Genomic DNA, 16,605 nt, shown 5'->3' with positions numbered 1-16,605 from the left:
GGAGCTCCTTCGCTGGCTTACCTAATTCGTAAACCTATGCCTACATGCATAGGTCATCAGACAAAAGTCGAGCAGATGCTCGACTTTTTTTTTGGCTCTTTTTGGATGAGGATGACTGGATGCACCTTCTATATGTTGACGAATCAGGCACGCCAAGCGACCCGAGCCAGAGCTTTTTCATCCTCGCGGGCGTGTCCATCTTTGAACGTCAAACTCACTGGGTTGAAACCCAGATGAACGAGATCGCCGCAAGGTTCTCCCCTGAAGACCCCTACGCGATTGAGCTCCACGGTTCGCCAATGAGATCTGGCAAGAGCGAATGGCGGCCTTTTCCGATGGCCGACCGGATTCAAGCTATCAAAGACTGCCTCAGCATCATCGCCAACTCTAGAGGCAAATATCGCCTGTTCGCTTCGGTAGTAGAACGTGGAGCGCATGGGGCAGACGATCCGATCAAATCTTGTTTTGAACAGGTCGCATCGAGGTTTGACAAATACCTCCAACGATTCAATACGCAGGGCAAACCGGAGAGAGGGATCGCAATTTTTGACACCTCCCACACAGAAAAAAGCATCCAGAACCTTGCGAGAACATTCAAGAACGATGGGCACTCATTCGGTAAGCTCAGAAACTTTGCTGAGGTACCACTGTTTCTGGACTCCAAAGCGTCAAGGATGATCCAGTTGGTCGACCTGGTTGCATTTGCGATTTTTCGACATTATCAAGCTGACGATTCGCAATACTTCGACATCATCAAAAATAGCTTCGACAGCGTGGGCGGCACCATACATGGCCTTCATGTCCGTAGAGCGTCCCAAAATGTAGGTGTCGCGGTACAGATCGCGACCACGACGATCGTGACACCCGAGGCAGTGCTGGCGGTCGAAGAAATAGCAATCAACAACGGTTGACCCCGCACGGTAGGGTAAGAATGTGCAAAATTAAACGAGCGCTGGAAGACTCGCAAAACGCGCCGCCACTTGGCGTCCAGCATTCGAATCGAAATTACCCATCGCGACCTAGTGAGCATTACGAGGAGCGCTGCAGATTTTGAAAATCGCTCGCTTCGGAAGTTTTCCAACCGCTCACCCAAGCGGGCTGGGGGTCTGCAGAGCTGCCCCCCTGCCCCGCTGTGCTGCCACGAGGTGTAAAGGCATTGCATTCCTCTTCCAGACTTTGCAGTCAGTGCAATGACCATTCTCCCGCTAAAGCCCACAGCTGGCCTGGGCTGAGCCCCCCATTGCACTACATTCCACCTTTGCACTTTTTTGCGACGAGAAGCCCGTCGGCGGGAGGGGGATAAGTGCTTTTCATGACTATTTTTTTTCAATGAACCGCTTCTGTGTTGTTAAATGTCCTGATGTACCGTCTCGCCGTTGCCGGTTTAACGACTGCAAGGCAGACTCCAAATCCACATGCAAACAAGTGAGCCACTAACATATCTATTGCTTTTCGTACCACTTTTGCATGCGACGATTTATGCATACAGATCAATCATCACTGTAAAAAATTAATCCCACAGCCTTAAATCTAGGAAGACGAATGAGAATTTCGCTGATTGAAAATGGACTTGACTCCTTAAAAAAAGGCTACAGCCACTTGGAAACATACGAGCGCCTACTTGGAGAGCGCGCGGAAGACCCCTTGCGTTTCTCAGCACTAAAAGACTCTGTACTTTCCATCCAGCATGGAATAGAAATACTTTTCAAGCTTGCATTGAAAGAAAATAACGAACTCCTATTATTTGGTGACATCACAAGGCTTAAACAAGCATTTATAAGCCGTAGGGAAGGAACGATAAACGAGCTATACGAAGCCGACGGCGTACACACCATAACATTCAAAGAGTCAATTGACCGACTCAAAGATATATGCGGCTTTGCCATGACGGACAAATTCAAAAAAACCCTATTAAAAGTTGAAGGCTGGAGAAATAGCATCACACATAGCGCAGTACTATTACGGGAGAACGAAGTTTCAAGAGTACTAATCAACCTCCTATCAGATCTTGATAACTTCTTCGGCCCAGTGATTGGCGCACCATATTTAGAGGGCCAAGGCAGAACAGACTTAGACCGGGCATATCGCCTTACCAAAGCGGTATATGGAGAGCTAGACAACAAAATAAAGGCTATTACTGTTGAGCGCCTGATTCATGCATTGCAAGTAAACAATATAAAAAACGTAACTGCGCCAGATGTTTTTTTGATAAGCGAACCAAAGAAAGCGCACTCCATTCTACAGCTTATACAGGGAGACGAAATAACCTATGGTTGCGACTTCATAAACGGCCACTGCTCTGGTCTAGCTAGCATCGTAGACTTCTCGAAAGATGGCATCCTAACTATGGACACCATCGACAACCATACCAAATACCAGTTCAAATTGGCCGCAATAGTAGTATACATTCCAAAAATACAAGACGACCAATCACCTCTAATTTTTATATACGGGCAAAACACAGACACTCAAGGCGACCAACCATACTTACGAAAACATAGCACCTGCACACTCCAGCATGGCATAACATTAGATAAAGACAACACCGAACTATGGGAAGCCGAAAACTTCGAGCAATCTAACAAAGATTTCAGCTCTGACGCCCCCTGTACTTCCGCCACATCAAGAAACAATTCGATTCCTATCAGAGGGTCCAATTTGTTTCATGAACGTTCAACAACTTGATTTCGGCTCTGCTCAATACCTTTTAAGTAAAGAACACTTCCCTCATCCAGATGATTTATACAACGCTTTTAAAAAAGATCTAAAAACACCATAACACTGCAGCAAAACTTATAGAAAGCAGGAGCCAAGGATGGACTCCTACGAACTTCATTGCAGCACCAGACAACTAATACTCATGCTACACCTTCTTTTCTTCCACCATTATATCCGCAGGCTTTAAGTCCTCACTACCCTCGACCAAAAAGGAGTCATATCCAACGCTCAAACCAATTAATCTATAGAACAAATCTAGACAACTTTCTATGTCTAAAAAAAATTGATTGGTAGTCACCGGGTCCGACTCTGAGTTTCCGGCATGGGCGAGTGAGTGGCGTAGATCATTCCAGCTTTTCACATGAGTAGTTTCTATAACACCTTCTTTCTCCAATACTCTTAATATATTAGGAGCGCTAAGCTTTTTCATAGCCCCCAATACATTTTTAATGCGAGAATTAGTACTACCTGGAAGCCTCAAAGACTTTATTAGTTTCTTGCTATGACGTACCTCCCCCAAAACACGTTCTGAAGGCACCCTACCCTCAGAAAAGTAATTGTTCACAAGCCCTTCAATATTCACAGTCAAAACTAAAGCAGCCACATCTCCAATCCTACTAGAAACATGATACAGGCGGCGCCAGTAATATACTAAATGACGATGCTCCTCCTGACGATTATTGACATAGCAATTCACGAAAGATACTAACTTAGCGGTCTTATATGGAAATACATCCACAAGAGGCTTTATCATACCAAGCCCCTTTACATCCGGCCTTCCGCTAATGAACGACCTAGTAACACCGTTATTATACAACCTATAATACGCAGGCCACGCATCCCGTCCAATTGCAATACTGATCGACTCAGAAATAGTCATGAGTAGCTCATGATCTATTTCCCTAATGCTGCTCTCAACTTCAAGCTCCAAATGTTTAGCCTTCTGCGAAAGCTTTAATTTTGCTCCATCAATTTCAAAATCAAGTGCAGATACTGAACTGGAACCGTCAGATTGGTCTTGCCACTTATTAAACGGCATGCGAAATTTTCCAGCAATAACAGCACTGGCAATGCTAATCCCGTCTAAATCTGAACGAGGGTGACTACGCTCAGTACGAATATCGGGAATTTGAAACTCGACTATGGTTCCATGAGAAGTCATCCTTAACCCGTCATATATATAGAGACGCGGAGCCACCCAAATATTTCCTGAAGAGTCTATGGCACGCAGTGAAAAATAATCTGATTCAGGCACAATTCCAGTTTGACTATACAACCCATACCGTATCATCTGGCTCATAGAGCTTTTCTTTGTAGTGTCGTACATCTTTAACGAAAGCTGCCCATCTGATTGAGTTTCAATGCTTCCAGGACCACAGAATATAAATGGAGACTCATCAGCATTCTGCGTTAGAGTAATTTCAAAGCACTCAATAACCAGGCTTCTACTCACCAGACTTTCAATATCAGCACTATTAAACCGCATACAACCACCCAATCCCTATAGTGGCAAAAGCATCCACTGCTTCACCTCAGAGGGTTATATGCTTAAGTCCTATGGAAAGCAAAGTCGCATCAGCGGACATCTTCTGGAAGCTACTAGCGTCCAATGGGCTTGGACTTGACCCAGGAGCGTGCGTGTGTACCGACAATAGGCGATTCATCTCAGATACCAAGTCAATCAACTCGCATAAGACTCTCAACGAGTTTACCTCTACAGAACCAACCCAGCTTTTTGGCGAGACCATGCTCTGACTAATCCCGGAAACGCTCTCGCGCAGCCCCTGAATCCGTTCCTCCATATCACCACCCACCGTGGCGTTATGCTTCTGCCCCACCACCAGGTTCAAATCCCGTCCGGTCGCCTGGTGTAAATCATCCACCGCCGCCAAGCTCGCAGATCCACCCGACAACAGCTTGAGCGCGCCCAGCGCCTCGATCTTCTTGATCCCACCCACTGACTCGGTTGAATGGTCATCCACCGTCCTGGTGTGGCTCTGGAAGCTCTCGGTGTTCTCCATCGCCTCCACTTCCCGCTGGACCGCCTTGTCCTGGATCTTGCCGTCCGTTTGGCGTAGCCAGTTGCCGTCCGCGTCGACGCGCTGCTGGCAGGCTTCGCTGTGCTGCCATACCTGGTCCCCTTTCGGCACGCTTGGCAGAGTCAGACCGTGGGGCAGCACCGTCTGGATATAGGGCTTGTGCGGCAACCCGTACGCAAAGCACACCACAACTGTGGTGCCCTCCTCCGGGAAGGCATAGAAGCCCATTTCATCGCCACCGACCGGTACCGGTAACGGCACACCCGACAGCACTGGCAAGCTTGCGTCCACCTCCCCGTCCGGGCCAAGCACCTGCAGGTCAACACCAAAGCGCGGCCGGAAATCATCACAGACACCAGCGCCCGCAGGTGCATCAGGCACAGCGATCACCTTGGCGAACCGTGGCAGGTGATAGCCACCGGTCAGTTCGGGAAACTGGCGTTCTACCGCTCGTTTTATTGCGTCTTCCATTTCAATGCCATCTGAGTGCCGGCCAGCGTCACCGAAGTGACCCGCTCGCCTTGGTTGATTGTCGCGCCTGGGCGCATGCCTGGGAGCGCCGCGATCATGGCGCTCTGGTTGTCCTGGTAGCCGTCGAACAGCTCGGTGGGCAGGTGCAGGGGCGCCCGGGCGCCAAAAAAGCTATCGGCCCATTTGCCCACGAATACTTCGCCGTTGCCCTGTTGCTGCCAGATCAGGTCGTCGATAGAGAAAACCCGGGCCAGGCTGTCCATCGCCTGGTAACCGGTGGCCAGGCTGTAGAAGAACGGCGCCTTGACCCGCGTATATGAGCTGTCCGGCACGCGGAATTTCAACCCCGTGTGCTTGCTGATCTCCTCGAGCACAGCGCGCAGATCAACGTGACGCAAGTTCAGCGGCAGTGGCTTGGCCAGGATCGCGGCCAGCTCACGGCAAAACAGCACCTGCTGCTGGGAGTTGGCCGCCGTGCAGCGCTCCACGTAGCCGATAAAGTGGCGCTGCAGCGTGCTGTCGTTGTAGCCGATGTCCAGCGTTACCAGGCCCTTGAGCGGCGCCGATGCCTGGACTGTGAAAGATGCCCGGCCGGGGCTTCGCAGCTCCAAGCGGACATCCTCTTTAACCAGGGCAACGGGTTCGCCGTTTATGGTCAGCACCTTGTGCAGTTTCAGGCTCATTGGCCACTCCCCAGCCAGTCGTCTACGCGCTTCAACGTGGACTCGAAGCCAGACAGCTCGGCCGTGCTCCCGGGTTCGCCGGCAGCGCTGGTGCCGCCTCCTACCGCTTGACCTGGTGCGCCCTGTGCCGTGGCCGCATTGGCCGGACGGCGCTTCTCGACCCGCTCGGGGTTCGACAGTTTTTCAGACAGCGTGAACTGGACCCGCCAGCAAAACAGGCTGTCGTCCTCCCGGGCGCTTACGCCGTCGCTGAACTGCACCTGGCGCACACCAAAACCGTCGGCGGTGTCGTTGACGATGCGATAAGTCTTGCGCTGGCCACCGCCTTCGGTGGCCTCGGCCTGGCGCATCAGATCGCGCAGGAACGACCGGTCGGAGTGGATAAGCAGGTCGCCCATGTTCACGTCGAAGTTCATACCGCCAATGCGGGCCATAAGGGTTACTCCGAGTCGTCAGTGGAAAGATCCAGGGCGATGGGCGGTGGAGCTGTTTATCTGGCGGTGGATACGAAGAATCAGACTCTCGTACGAGGTGTACAACTGGCAGACGACACCGGGTGAGGTATGACTCGGCATGGGGGCTCCTTGCATATACTGTATAAACAACCAGTATAACCGATCTGTTACACATGTAACATTTGAGCTACCCCCAGTCCTCGCTCGCGACCCAATCACCTTTCTTGCGATCTACCCGCAGCAGCCGGTGCTGCCCAGTACGAGAGAAAAGCTGCACATCTACGAACTTGCCATCGCCATCATTGGTGTCCATGCCGCGCATGTAGATAACGATCCGGTTAAACGTGTCCATGACCAACTGCCGGACCTTCTCTCGGGCGCTGTAGTCCCCTTGCGCGACCTGCGCCGCCAGTTCGGCCCATCGTTCAGCTTGTGCTGGCCGCACTACCCCAGATGTAGCAAGAGCCTCATGTTCCAACTGAGCAACCTTCTTCTCAGCGATCACCTGCTGTTCCTCCAACTCCCGGGCTTTGCGTATAAATGCCAATGGCGCTGCACCGCTCTCGTCGGCCAGGAGCGCGTCCGTTACTTTGGAAAGTTGGGTAACGATTTTGGCAGCAGCAGCTCGGGCAGCGACCAGTTGCTTTTGAACTGTCTGGCCAGCATCCCCGGCCTGCATCAACCTGGTTAGATTGATCTGGTCGGAGCAGAAGCTGAGTAAGGCGCGCTCAACCGGTGCAACACTGCAACTGGCGCCGTTCGAACATCCACCGTTTTTACTGTAAGCCGTACAGTGCAAACGGCGATGGCCATCCGAGATACTGCCGTCAGCTCGGCGCCGATTCATGATGTTTTGCGCCACGATTGCAGTACCACAGTAGCCACATTGAGACAGTCCGATACCGGTGATGATGCCCGGGATCTCGCCAGCACCGCGGCGGCGGAAACGTTGGCTTGCCAGGTGCTGCAGTTCGGCCCATTCAGTATCGGACAGAATCGCCGGGTAGTAGCCCTCCAGTTCGTAGTCTTCACCATCAACAGTCAGGCGCTTCACGCCCCGCAACGCTGGCTGTTTGATCATCCGGTAGATCTGCAGGCCGGAGATTCCCCAGGTGGTCAGCCTGAATCCCTCTTCATGCATGATGTTTGCAGCGCGGCCCGCGCCGAGACCTTGGCTGTATAGCTCAAGTGCTCGCTTCACAGCAGCAACACGCTCGGGGATTAGTTCCCACCCTTCACTGGTCAGCTCTAACCACTGCGGGTCTTTACCGTTGCGTACGAGTCCGCGATAAGTTCCAGCGATCCAGCCTTCACACTGACGGCGGATGGCGGCTTTAACGCGCTTGCTCTTTGTGTCGGACTCTTCATGGGCACGAATCATCACTAGGAGCGAGTAGACCAGGTCCATGGGCTGGGCTTTCAAGCCCGCTCTGTTGTACTCGCGACCATCGCTGGCGGTAACCACCGTAATGCCAGCATTAATTATTTGGGCGAGTTGGGCCTGCGCTTGGATTGGCTCCGCTCGACTAAGTCGATCAAGTCCCTCAACGACCAAAACAGAGCCATCGGCAATTCTCCCATCTTCGACTGCTCGCAGAAAAACGCCGAGTGCACCTTGTTTGACGTGGTGCTGATGATAGGCGGACAAACCTTCATCTCTTAGAGACAGTGTTTCGTCCAAAACCAAGCCCTTCTCGGCAGCCCAGCGCTGAGCATAATGAAGCTGACGGTCCGCACTACTACCAACCGCTTGTTTAGGATCAGAAAAGCGCAAGTAGCTGTATACTTTGGGGCGGTGCAACTGCCCAACGTTTTCCATTCAAGCACCGCCCGCTTCGTTTCTCGCAGATACTTTTTTCATCCTCTCAAGCACTCCGGCCAAGGAGTCAAACATTTGAACCATGTGATTCATATCAGCTGATTTTGTATTTAATGCCTCAGGCCATTTGATCTCTTCAGATAACACTTTCAAGATCTGCGCCTTTGTCTCAACCAGATCTTCGGAGCCTTCACCAGTAAATTCCTTAACTGCATAATATGATAATAAATAGCGATCAAAAACAGATTTAACTTTCATAAACTGAACAGATGAGTCTATAAAACTACGATACTGTTTAAGAAACCACGCCGCCAAAAACTCAACTACTAAAAATGTCAACGAGCATGACACAACGCCGAAAATCAGCTGTTTATCAACACCCCACACATGAGCAATTAACTGCCAAACAAATATTGAAGCGACATAAAAGTAGATACCCCGACGTAGATACATTGTCCCAGTATCGAGTAATTTAGAAGCCTTTTTTTCCGAAAGTTCTATATGCCTATCAAGAGATTTCGTAATTGCATGAATGTAACTTTCAACAGACGTTCCCCCCCGAAGTTCTTGCTGTGAATCGACAACATCAATCTCAGGGCTTTGGTCCGCCAAATCGAATCCTTTCGAGTGTGCCGTATGGAGACGGTGCTTTAACTCAAGAATTTGTGATTCAAACTTTCTGTTACTCGCTCTTTCATCTAAATCTACAAAGCTCAATGACGGCTTCCGCTTCGGGCTTGCGTTTTCACGATATTGTACATAACAAAGAAACACTCCTATCGCCAGCCCCAGCACAGCGATGACGACCTTATAGTCTATAGACTTCAAGGACTCTTTCGACAACTCAACGGTAAAATCCGTCGGCATAATTAAGAAAAATATTGAAAGACACGCAGCCACCACCGAAGCAAAAAAAAGCTCCAGCTTCGAATAATCATTCTTTTTCTTAATTAGAACATTAGGTTCCCATGTATAAACGACATCACGTGCGCCTTTCTCAAAATTGCCAGCCGCCTCCGTTATACGGCCCAATTCATCTATATAAATTCCATTAGGCTCACTGTTCCGATAATCCATTCAGTAACCTCTCCCACCACAAAAATACGAATGATTATTAAAAGCAACTATTTTTTTGCGCATTTTTTGCACAGCAACTACAATCGCGCGCCACGAATTTTGACCAGGGTAGACCCTGCAGGCTGTGAGTATATGAGCAATAATCCACGTGTAGGGTTTATATCGCTAGGGTGCCCGAAGGCGCTTGTCGATTCCGAGCGCATCCTTACGCAACTGCGTATGGAAGGCTATGACGTCGTGTCCACCTACCAGGACGCCGATGTGGTGGTGGTCAACACCTGCGGTTTCATCGATTCGGCCAAGGCTGAGTCCCTGGAAGTGATCGGCGAAGCGATCAAGGAAAACGGCAAGGTCATCGTGACCGGCTGCATGGGCGTGGAAGAAGGCAATATCCGCAACGTGCACCCGAGCGTGTTGGCGGTGACCGGCCCGCAGCAGTACGAGCAGGTGGTCAACGCCGTGCACGAAGTCGTGCCGCCGCGCCAGGATCACAACCCGCTGATCGACCTGGTGCCGCCGCAAGGCATCAAGCTGACCCCGCGTCACTACGCGTACCTGAAGATTTCCGAAGGCTGCAACCACAGTTGCAGTTTCTGCATCATCCCGTCGATGCGCGGCAAGTTGGTCAGCCGTCCGGTCGGTGATGTGCTGGACGAAGCCCAGCGCCTGGTCAAATCCGGCGTGAAAGAGCTGTTGGTGATCTCCCAGGACACCAGCGCCTACGGCGTCGATGTGAAATACCGCACCGGTTTCTGGAACGGCGCGCCGGTGAAAACCCGCATGACCGAACTCTGCGAAGCCTTGAGCAGCCTGGGTGTGTGGGTGCGCCTGCACTACGTTTACCCGTACCCGCACGTTGACGAGCTGATCCCGCTGATGGCCGCCGGCAAGATCCTGCCGTACCTGGACATCCCGTTCCAGCACGCCAGCCCGAAAGTCCTGAAAGCCATGAAACGCCCGGCCTTCGAAGACAAGACCCTGGCGCGTATCAAGAACTGGCGCGAGATCTGCCCGGAGCTGATCATCCGTTCGACCTTCATCGTCGGCTTCCCCGGCGAAACCGAAGAAGACTTCCAGTACCTGCTGGACTGGCTGACCGAAGCGCAGCTGGACCGCGTGGGTTGCTTCCAGTACTCGCCGGTGGAAGGCGCACCGGCCAACCTGCTGGACCTGGCCGTGGTGCCGGACGACGTCAAGCAAGACCGTTGGGAGCGTTTCATGGCGCACCAGCAGGCCATCAGCTCGGCGCGCCTGCAACTGCGCATCGGCAAGGAAATCGAAGTGTTGATCGACGAAGTCGATGAGCAAGGCGCCGTAGGCCGCTGCTTCTTCGACGCGCCGGAGATCGACGGTAACGTGTTTATCGACGACGCCAGCGGGTTGAAGCCGGGCGACAAGGTCTGGTGCACCGTGACCGACGCCGACGAATACGACCTGTGGGCCGAAAAGCGCGACTAATGCTGTAAAGATTTGAAAAAGCCCCGCCTCTGGACAAGATGCGGGGCTTTTTTACGTCTATCGTTTTGCCCATCGGCGCCAATCATCTCTGGCAAGGGGCAGCGGGCATGCGGCAGCATTCGGTTATCCATACACCTAAAACCAGCGACTACGTGGAGTTGGCGCGGATTTGGGAGGCGTCGGTGCGGGCCACCCATGACTTTTTGCCGGACAGTTACATCGTGTTGCTCAAGGATCTGGTGCTGAGCCGCTACCTGGACTCCGTGATGCTGATCTGCACCAAGGACCTGCGCCAACGCATCACCGGGTTTGCCGGGGTGGCGGCGGGCAAGGTGGAGATGCTGTTTATCGACCCGCAGCATCGGGGCCAAGGGCTTGGCCGGCAGTTGCTGCGTTATGCCATTGAGCACATGAATGCCGATGAGCTGGACGTCAACGAACAGAATCCGCAGGCGATAGGCTTTTACCTGAAACTTGGATTCGAGGTGATCGGACGGACGGCGCATGATGGCCTCGGGCAGCCGTACCCTTTGCTGCACCTGCGCTTGCGCTCTTCTGTGGGAGCTGGCTTGCCTGCGATTGCATCCACTCGGTCTGCCTGTTGAACCGAGTTGCCTGCATCGCAGGCAAGCCAGCTCCCACACAAGCCAGGTCCCAGCAAAGCCAGAGCTCCCACAAAAAACACCGACACTGAAATGGGGCCGGGATTAACCGGCGCCAGGCAGGTACAATAGCCGCCCCCTTTTGTTACGGCCCTTGTCATGACTGACCCCATACGCCTCTCCAAACGCCTTATCGAACTGGTCGGTTGCTCCCGTCGGGAGGCTGAGCTGTTTATCGAAGGCGGCTGGGTCTCGGTGGACGGTGAAGTGATCGACGAGCCGCAGTTCAAAGTCACCACCCAGAAGGTCGAGCTCGACCCGGACGCCAAGGCCACCGTGCCAGAGCCGGTGACCATCCTGCTGCACGCGCCGGTTGGCGTGGATGCAGAAACGGCGATGGCCTCGATCAGCGCCGACACCCTGTCCGAAGAACACCGCTTCAGCAAGCGCCCGCTCAAGGGCCATTTCCTGCGCCTGACGGCCAGCGCCGACCTGCAAGCCAAGGCCAGCGGCCTGCTGGTGTTTACCCAGGACTGGAAGATTCTGCGCAAGTTGACCGCCGATGCCGCCAAGATCGAGCAGGAATACGTGGTCGAAGTCGAAGGCGACATGGTTGCCCACGGCCTCAACCGCCTGAACCACGGCCTGACCTACAAAGGCAAGGAGCTGCCGGCGGTCAAAGCCAGCTGGCAGAACGAAAACCGCCTGCGTTTTGCGATGAAAAACCCGCAGCCGGGCGTGATCGCGCTGTTTTGCGAAGCGGTGGGCCTCAAGGTCATCGCCATCCGTCGCATCCGCATCGGCGGCGTGTCCATCGGCAAGGTGCCGGTCGGCCAGTGGCGCTACCTGTCGGCCAAAGAGAAGTTCTAAGCCGCTGCCCTTTTTCTCGACACCGCCGGATTTGCGCGGTGTCCTCAGTTGAATACCAGGATTACCCACCATGATTCACAACGACGTACTGCGTAGCGTGCGCTACATGCTCGACATCAGTGACAACAAGATGGTCGAGATCATCAAGCTCGGCGGCATGGACGTGACCAAGGACGACCTGCTGACTTACCTCAAGAAAGACGAGGAAGAAGGCTTCGTGTTCTGCCCGGACGACGTCATGGCGCACTTCCTCGATGGCCTGGTGATCTTCAAGCGTGGCAAGGACGAAAGCCGTCCGCCGCAGCCGATCGAGACCCCGGTGACCAACAACATCATCCTCAAGAAGCTGCGCGTGGCCTTCGAACTGAAGGAAGACGACATGCACGCCATCCTCAAGGCCGCCGAGTTCCCGGTATCCAAGCCTGAGTTGAGCGCGCTGTTCCGCAAATTCGGCCACACCAACTACCGCACCTGCGGCGACCAGTTGCTGCGCAACTTCCTCAAGGGCCTGACGCTGCGCGTCAGAGCTTAAAGCAGCCACAAGCTTCAAGCCCCAAGTGAAAAGCTTGTGACTTGCAGCTTGCAACTTGAGGCCCCAAAAATGCCCTACAACGTCTCGCCCGTTGGCTTCGTGCGCTCCTGTTTCAAGGAGAAGTTCGCCATCCCGCGCCAACCCCAACTGGCGCCTGCCGCCCGTGGCGTGCTGGAGCTGGTGGCGCCGTTCGACGGCGGCGAGGCGGTGCAGGGGCTGGAACAGGTGAGCCATGTGTGGCTGCTGTTTCTGTTCCACCAGGCCCTGGAAGACAAGCCACGCCTGAAAGTGCGCCCGCCCCGTCTGGGCGGCAACACCTCCATGGGCGTGTTTGCCACCCGCGCGACGCACCGGCCCAATGGCATCGGCCAGTCGGTGGTAAAGCTGGACAAGGTAGAGCCGGGACGGCTGTGGATTTCCGGGATCGACCTGCTGGACGGCACGCCGGTGCTGGATATCAAGCCGTACGTGCCCTATGCGGACATCATCGACACAGCCACCAATGACATGGCCAGCGGTGCGCCCACGTTGATTCCCGTGCAATGGCTGAAGACCGCGCTGCACCAGGCACAAAACCACGCCCAGCGGCTAGATGAGCCGTTGGTGGCGCTGATTGAGCAGTGTTTGGCGCAAGATCCGCGGCCGGCGTATCAGACGCCTGGGCCTGAGCGCGAGTACGGTGCGCAGCTCTGGGATGTGGATGTGCGGTGGCACTATCCCGAGGCTGGGACGATATGTGTGCTGGAAGTACTCCCAGCCAGTTGAAGAAACCGGAAACAAAATGTGGGAGCCGCTTATGTGGGAGCTGGCTTGCCTGCGATAGCATCACCTCGATTCAACTGAATGACCGAGGTGTCCGCATCGCAGGCAAGCCAGCTCCCACACAAGCCGGCTCCCACATTTTTTTGAGCGGTGCTTACTTCTCGACGAACGCTCGCTCGATCAAGTAATCACCCGGCTCACGCATGCGTGGCGAAACTTTCAGGCCGAAGCTGTTCAACACTTCGCTGGTCTCGTCCAACATGCTTGGGCTGCCGCACAGCATGGCGCGGTCGTCCTCGGGGTTGATCGGCGGCAGGCCGATGTCGCTGAACAGCTTGCCGCTGCGCATCAGGTCGGTCAGGCGGCCTTCGTTTTCGAACGGCTCGCGGGTCACGGTTGGGTAGTAGATCAACTTCTCACGCAGGGCCTCGCCGAAGAATTCGTTCTGCGGCAGGTGCTCGGTGATGAACTCGCGGTAGGCGACTTCGTTGACGTAACGTACGCCGTGGCACAGGATCACTTTTTCAAAGCGCTCGTAGGTTTCCGGGTCCTGGATCACGCTCATGAATGGAGCCAGGCCAGTGCCGGTGCTGAGCAGGTACAGGTGTTTGCCCGGCTTCAAATCGTCAAGCACCAGGGTGCCTGTCGGTTTTTTGCTGATGATGATCTCGTCGCCTTCCTTCAAGTGCTGCAATTGGGAAGTCAGCGGGCCATCCGGCACCTTGATGCTGAAGAACTCCAGATGCTCTTCCCAGTTCGGGCTGGCAATGGAGTAAGCGCGCATGAGCGGGCGGCCGTTGGGTTGTTGCAGGCCGATCATCACGAACTGACCGTTCTCGAAGCGCAGGCCCGGGTCGCGGGTGCACTTGAAGCTGAACAGCGTGTCGTTCCAGTGATGAACACTGAGGACACGTTCGTGGTTCATGTTGCTCATGTACGGGGAACTCCTGGAAATGGGTCTGCGCCAAAGAGATAGATGCGCAATTGCACAGCATTCTAATGGCGGCGACAATATCTGTTAACTGGATTATTAAGATAAGGGTTATCGGTTATATCGATATGCGATTTACTCTCCGTCAACTGCAAGTCTTCGTCGCCGTCGCCCAGCAGGAAAGCGTCTCCCGCGCTGCTGGCCTTCTGGCCTTATCTCAATCCGCCGCCAGCACCTCGATCACCGAGCTGGAGCGCCAATCCAGCTGCCAATTATTCGACCGCGCGGGCAAGCGGCTGAGCTTGAACGCCCTCGGTCATCAGCTATTGCCCCAGGCCGTGGCCCTGCTGGACCAGGCCAAGGAGATCGAGGACCTGCTCAACGGCAAGTCCGGCTTCGGTTCCCTGGCGGTCGGCGCCACGCTGACCATCGGCAATTACCTGGCCACCCTGCTGATCGGCAGCTTCATGCAGCAACACCCCGAGAGCCAGGTGAAGCTGCATGTGCAGAACACTGCGCATATCGTGCACCAGGTTGCGCACTACGAAATTGACCTGGGTCTAATCGAAGGCGACTGCAGCCACCCGGATATCGAGGTGCAAACCTGGGTCGAGGATGAACTGGTGGTGTTCTGCGCGCCGCAACATCACCTGGCCAAGCGTGGCGTGGCGAGCATGGATGAACTGACTCGTGAGGCGTGGATTCTGCGGGAACAAGGTTCGGGCACGCGCCTGACGTTTGACCAAGCCATGCGCCATCACCGCAGCGCACTGAACATCCGCCTGGAGCTGGAGCACACCGAGGCGATCAAGCGCGCCGTGGAGTCAGGGTTGGGCATTGGCTGTATTTCGCGGCTGGCGCTACGTGATGCATTCCGCCGTGGCAGCCTGGTGCCGGTAGAAACCCCGGACCTGGACCTGGCCCGGCAGTTCTACTTCATCTGGCATAAACAGAAGTACCAGACCTCGGCGATGCGCGAATTTCTGGAACTGTGCCGCGCCTTCACCGCCGGGGTTCAGCGCAGCGACGAGATCGTGCTGCCGAGCATTGCCTGACGGTTAGATCAGGATCACGGCCCACACCAGGGTGATCATGGTCAGCGCGACGAATTGCGCGGCGCTGCCCATGTCCTTGGCGTTTTTCGACAAGGGGTGGCGGTCCAGGGAGATCCGGTCGATCGCCGCTTCCACCGCCGAGTTGAGCAACTCGACGATCAAGGCCAGCAGGCACACGGCGATGAGCAAGGCGCGCTCGACCCGGCTGACCTGCAGGAAGAAGCTCAATGGGATCAGGATCACGTTGAGCAACACCAGTTGGCGGAAAGCCGCCTCGCCGGTGAAAGCCGCACGCAGGCCATCCAGGGAATAGCCCCCTGCATTGAAGATACGTTTGATACCGGTTTGACCCTTGAAAGGCGACATAGACGTAGGCAACTGAACCAAAGAAGTGGGGAAACTAGATCACGCCAAGTCAAAAAAGCGTGAATCGGTAACAACTTAATGCTGCGAAATTGACTCAAGTTGTTGCAAGAGCAACGCCGCCTGGGTCCGCGTGCGCACCCCCAGTTTGCGGAAAATCGCCGTGACATGGGCCTTGATGGTCGCTTCCGACACGCTCAGTTCGTAGGCAATCTGCTTGTTGAGCAAGCCTTCGCAGACCATGGTCAGCACGCGGAACTGCTGGGGTGTCAGGCTGGCCAGGCCATCACGGGCGGCCTTGGCTTCGTCGGACACATTGATTTCTTCAAACGCCTGCGGCGGCCAGGACACGTCGCCATCCAGCACGGTACGAACGGCGTTCTGAATATCTTCCATGGCGCTGGACTTTGGAATGAAGCCACTGGCGCCGAACTCCTTAGAGCGCACCACGACATCGGCTTCTTCCTGGGCCGAGACCATCACCACGGGGATCTGCGGGTATTGCCCACGCAACAGCACCAACCCCGAGAACCCGTAGGCGCCGGGCATGTTCAGGTCGAGCAGCACCAGGTCCCAGTCGGATTTTTCGGTGAGGCGGGCTTCCAGCTCGGCAATGCTGGCCACTTCAACCAAACGCACGTCCGGGCCAAGGCCAAGGGTCACTGCTTGGTGCAGGGCGCTGCGAAACAGCGGATGGTCATCGGCTATCAGGATTTCGTATGTGGCCATTGATTAAATGATCCTGTTCTTTATGGGAGCCCTGATGGGTT

Annotated in this window: 17 protein-coding genes; 8 read left to right on the top strand and 9 right to left on the bottom strand. The window is 54.5% G+C overall.

From position 1 onward, the window contains the following. Positions 1 to 119 precede the first annotated feature (119 nt). Positions 120 to 911: a DUF3800 domain-containing protein gene (locus PSH87_RS06150; RefSeq protein WP_305432889.1), complete on the top strand. Its 792-nt coding sequence runs from the start codon at positions 120 to 122 to the stop codon at positions 909 to 911. 631 nt (positions 912 to 1,542) lie between these two features. Further along, positions 1,543 to 2,685 carry a hypothetical protein gene (locus tag PSH87_RS06145; RefSeq protein WP_305432888.1) on the top strand — a complete coding sequence of 381 codons (1,143 nt, stop codon included), beginning with the start codon at positions 1,543 to 1,545 and terminating at the stop codon, positions 2,683 to 2,685. Between the two features lie 178 nt (positions 2,686 to 2,863). On the opposite strand, the gene PSH87_RS06140 is transcribed toward PSH87_RS06145, so the two are convergent. The 6 genes from PSH87_RS06140 to PSH87_RS06115 form a co-directional block, all read right to left on the bottom strand. Further along, the gene (locus PSH87_RS06140; protein ID WP_305432887.1) at positions 2,864 to 4,204 is read right to left on the bottom strand and encodes a hypothetical protein; all 1,341 of its coding nucleotides are present in this window, start codon (positions 4,202 to 4,204) and stop codon (positions 2,864 to 2,866) included. A 46-nt stretch (positions 4,205 to 4,250) separates the two neighbouring features. Further along, positions 4,251 to 5,228 (bottom strand): phage baseplate assembly protein V, encoded by a 978-nt coding sequence (locus PSH87_RS06135; RefSeq protein WP_305392163.1) that lies wholly within the window; start codon positions 5,226 to 5,228, stop codon positions 4,251 to 4,253. Beyond that, positions 5,213 to 5,911 (bottom strand): hypothetical protein, encoded by a 699-nt coding sequence (locus tag PSH87_RS06130; RefSeq protein ID WP_226454867.1) that lies wholly within the window; start codon positions 5,909 to 5,911, stop codon positions 5,213 to 5,215. The genes PSH87_RS06135 and PSH87_RS06130 overlap by 16 nt, the downstream gene beginning before the upstream one ends. After that, on the bottom strand, positions 5,908 to 6,327 hold the full coding sequence (locus PSH87_RS06125) for a DNA-binding protein (protein WP_305434263.1): 420 nt from the start codon (positions 6,325 to 6,327) through the stop codon (positions 5,908 to 5,910). The genes PSH87_RS06130 and PSH87_RS06125 overlap by 4 nt, the downstream gene beginning before the upstream one ends. 226 nt (positions 6,328 to 6,553) lie before the next feature. Then, entirely contained in the window at positions 6,554 to 8,185 is a 1,632-nt protein-coding gene (locus tag PSH87_RS06120) for a recombinase family protein (RefSeq protein WP_305432886.1), read from the bottom strand. Beyond that, a complete protein-coding gene (locus tag PSH87_RS06115; RefSeq protein WP_305432885.1) occupies positions 8,186 to 9,262 on the bottom strand; it encodes a hypothetical protein in 1,077 nt (358 codons plus the stop codon). It lies immediately after the preceding gene. A gap of 132 nt (positions 9,263 to 9,394) precedes the next feature. Here PSH87_RS06115 and rimO point away from each other — a divergent pair, with 132 nt between their 5' ends. The 5 genes from rimO to tsaA all read left to right on the top strand — a co-directional run bounded on the left by rimO (position 9,395) and on the right by tsaA (position 13,489). After that, on the top strand, positions 9,395 to 10,720 hold the full coding sequence (gene rimO / locus PSH87_RS06110; RefSeq protein WP_038449095.1) for a 30S ribosomal protein S12 methylthiotransferase RimO: 1,326 nt from the start codon (positions 9,395 to 9,397) through the stop codon (positions 10,718 to 10,720). A gap of 107 nt (positions 10,721 to 10,827) precedes the next feature. Next, on the top strand, positions 10,828 to 11,325 hold the full coding sequence (locus tag PSH87_RS06105; RefSeq protein WP_305432884.1) for a GNAT family N-acetyltransferase: 498 nt from the start codon (positions 10,828 to 10,830) through the stop codon (positions 11,323 to 11,325). Positions 11,326 to 11,481: 156 nt separating this feature from the next. Next, entirely contained in the window at positions 11,482 to 12,192 is a 711-nt protein-coding gene (locus tag PSH87_RS06100; protein WP_017738244.1) for an rRNA pseudouridine synthase, read from the top strand. Between the two features lie 70 nt (positions 12,193 to 12,262). Beyond that, the gene (locus PSH87_RS06095) at positions 12,263 to 12,724 is read left to right on the top strand and encodes a DUF1456 family protein (RefSeq protein WP_017529765.1); all 462 of its coding nucleotides are present in this window, start codon (positions 12,263 to 12,265) and stop codon (positions 12,722 to 12,724) included. A gap of 69 nt (positions 12,725 to 12,793) precedes the next feature. Then, positions 12,794 to 13,489, top strand: coding sequence for a tRNA (N6-threonylcarbamoyladenosine(37)-N6)-methyltransferase TrmO (tsaA, locus tag PSH87_RS06090; protein WP_305432883.1), 696 nt, complete (start codon positions 12,794 to 12,796; stop codon positions 13,487 to 13,489). A gap of 151 nt (positions 13,490 to 13,640) precedes the next feature. On the opposite strand, the gene fpr is transcribed toward tsaA, so the two are convergent. Continuing rightward, positions 13,641 to 14,420 (bottom strand): ferredoxin-NADP reductase, encoded by a 780-nt coding sequence (fpr, locus tag PSH87_RS06085; protein WP_003172178.1) that lies wholly within the window; start codon positions 14,418 to 14,420, stop codon positions 13,641 to 13,643. A gap of 125 nt (positions 14,421 to 14,545) precedes the next feature. On the opposite strand from fpr, the gene PSH87_RS06080 reads away from it, so the two are divergent. After that, a complete protein-coding gene (locus PSH87_RS06080) occupies positions 14,546 to 15,472 on the top strand; it encodes a LysR family transcriptional regulator (protein WP_017738246.1) in 927 nt (308 codons plus the stop codon). A 3-nt stretch (positions 15,473 to 15,475) separates the two neighbouring features. On the opposite strand, the gene PSH87_RS06075 is transcribed toward PSH87_RS06080, so the two are convergent. Continuing rightward, positions 15,476 to 15,838: a diacylglycerol kinase gene (locus tag PSH87_RS06075; protein WP_003189051.1), complete on the bottom strand. Its 363-nt coding sequence runs from the start codon at positions 15,836 to 15,838 to the stop codon at positions 15,476 to 15,478. Positions 15,839 to 15,913: 75 nt separating this feature from the next. After that, positions 15,914 to 16,564 carry a response regulator transcription factor ErdR gene (gene erdR / locus PSH87_RS06070; RefSeq protein ID WP_194936857.1) on the bottom strand — a complete coding sequence of 217 codons (651 nt, stop codon included), beginning with the start codon at positions 16,562 to 16,564 and terminating at the stop codon, positions 15,914 to 15,916. Positions 16,565 to 16,605 lie beyond the last annotated feature (41 nt).

It is taken from the genome of Pseudomonas sp. FP453, from assembly GCF_030687495.1.
In the GTDB taxonomy this organism is placed as follows: domain Bacteria; phylum Pseudomonadota; class Gammaproteobacteria; order Pseudomonadales; family Pseudomonadaceae; genus Aquipseudomonas.
Note: the sequence above shows the minus strand (reverse complement) of the source record. Positions and strands in the feature narration are given on the sequence as shown.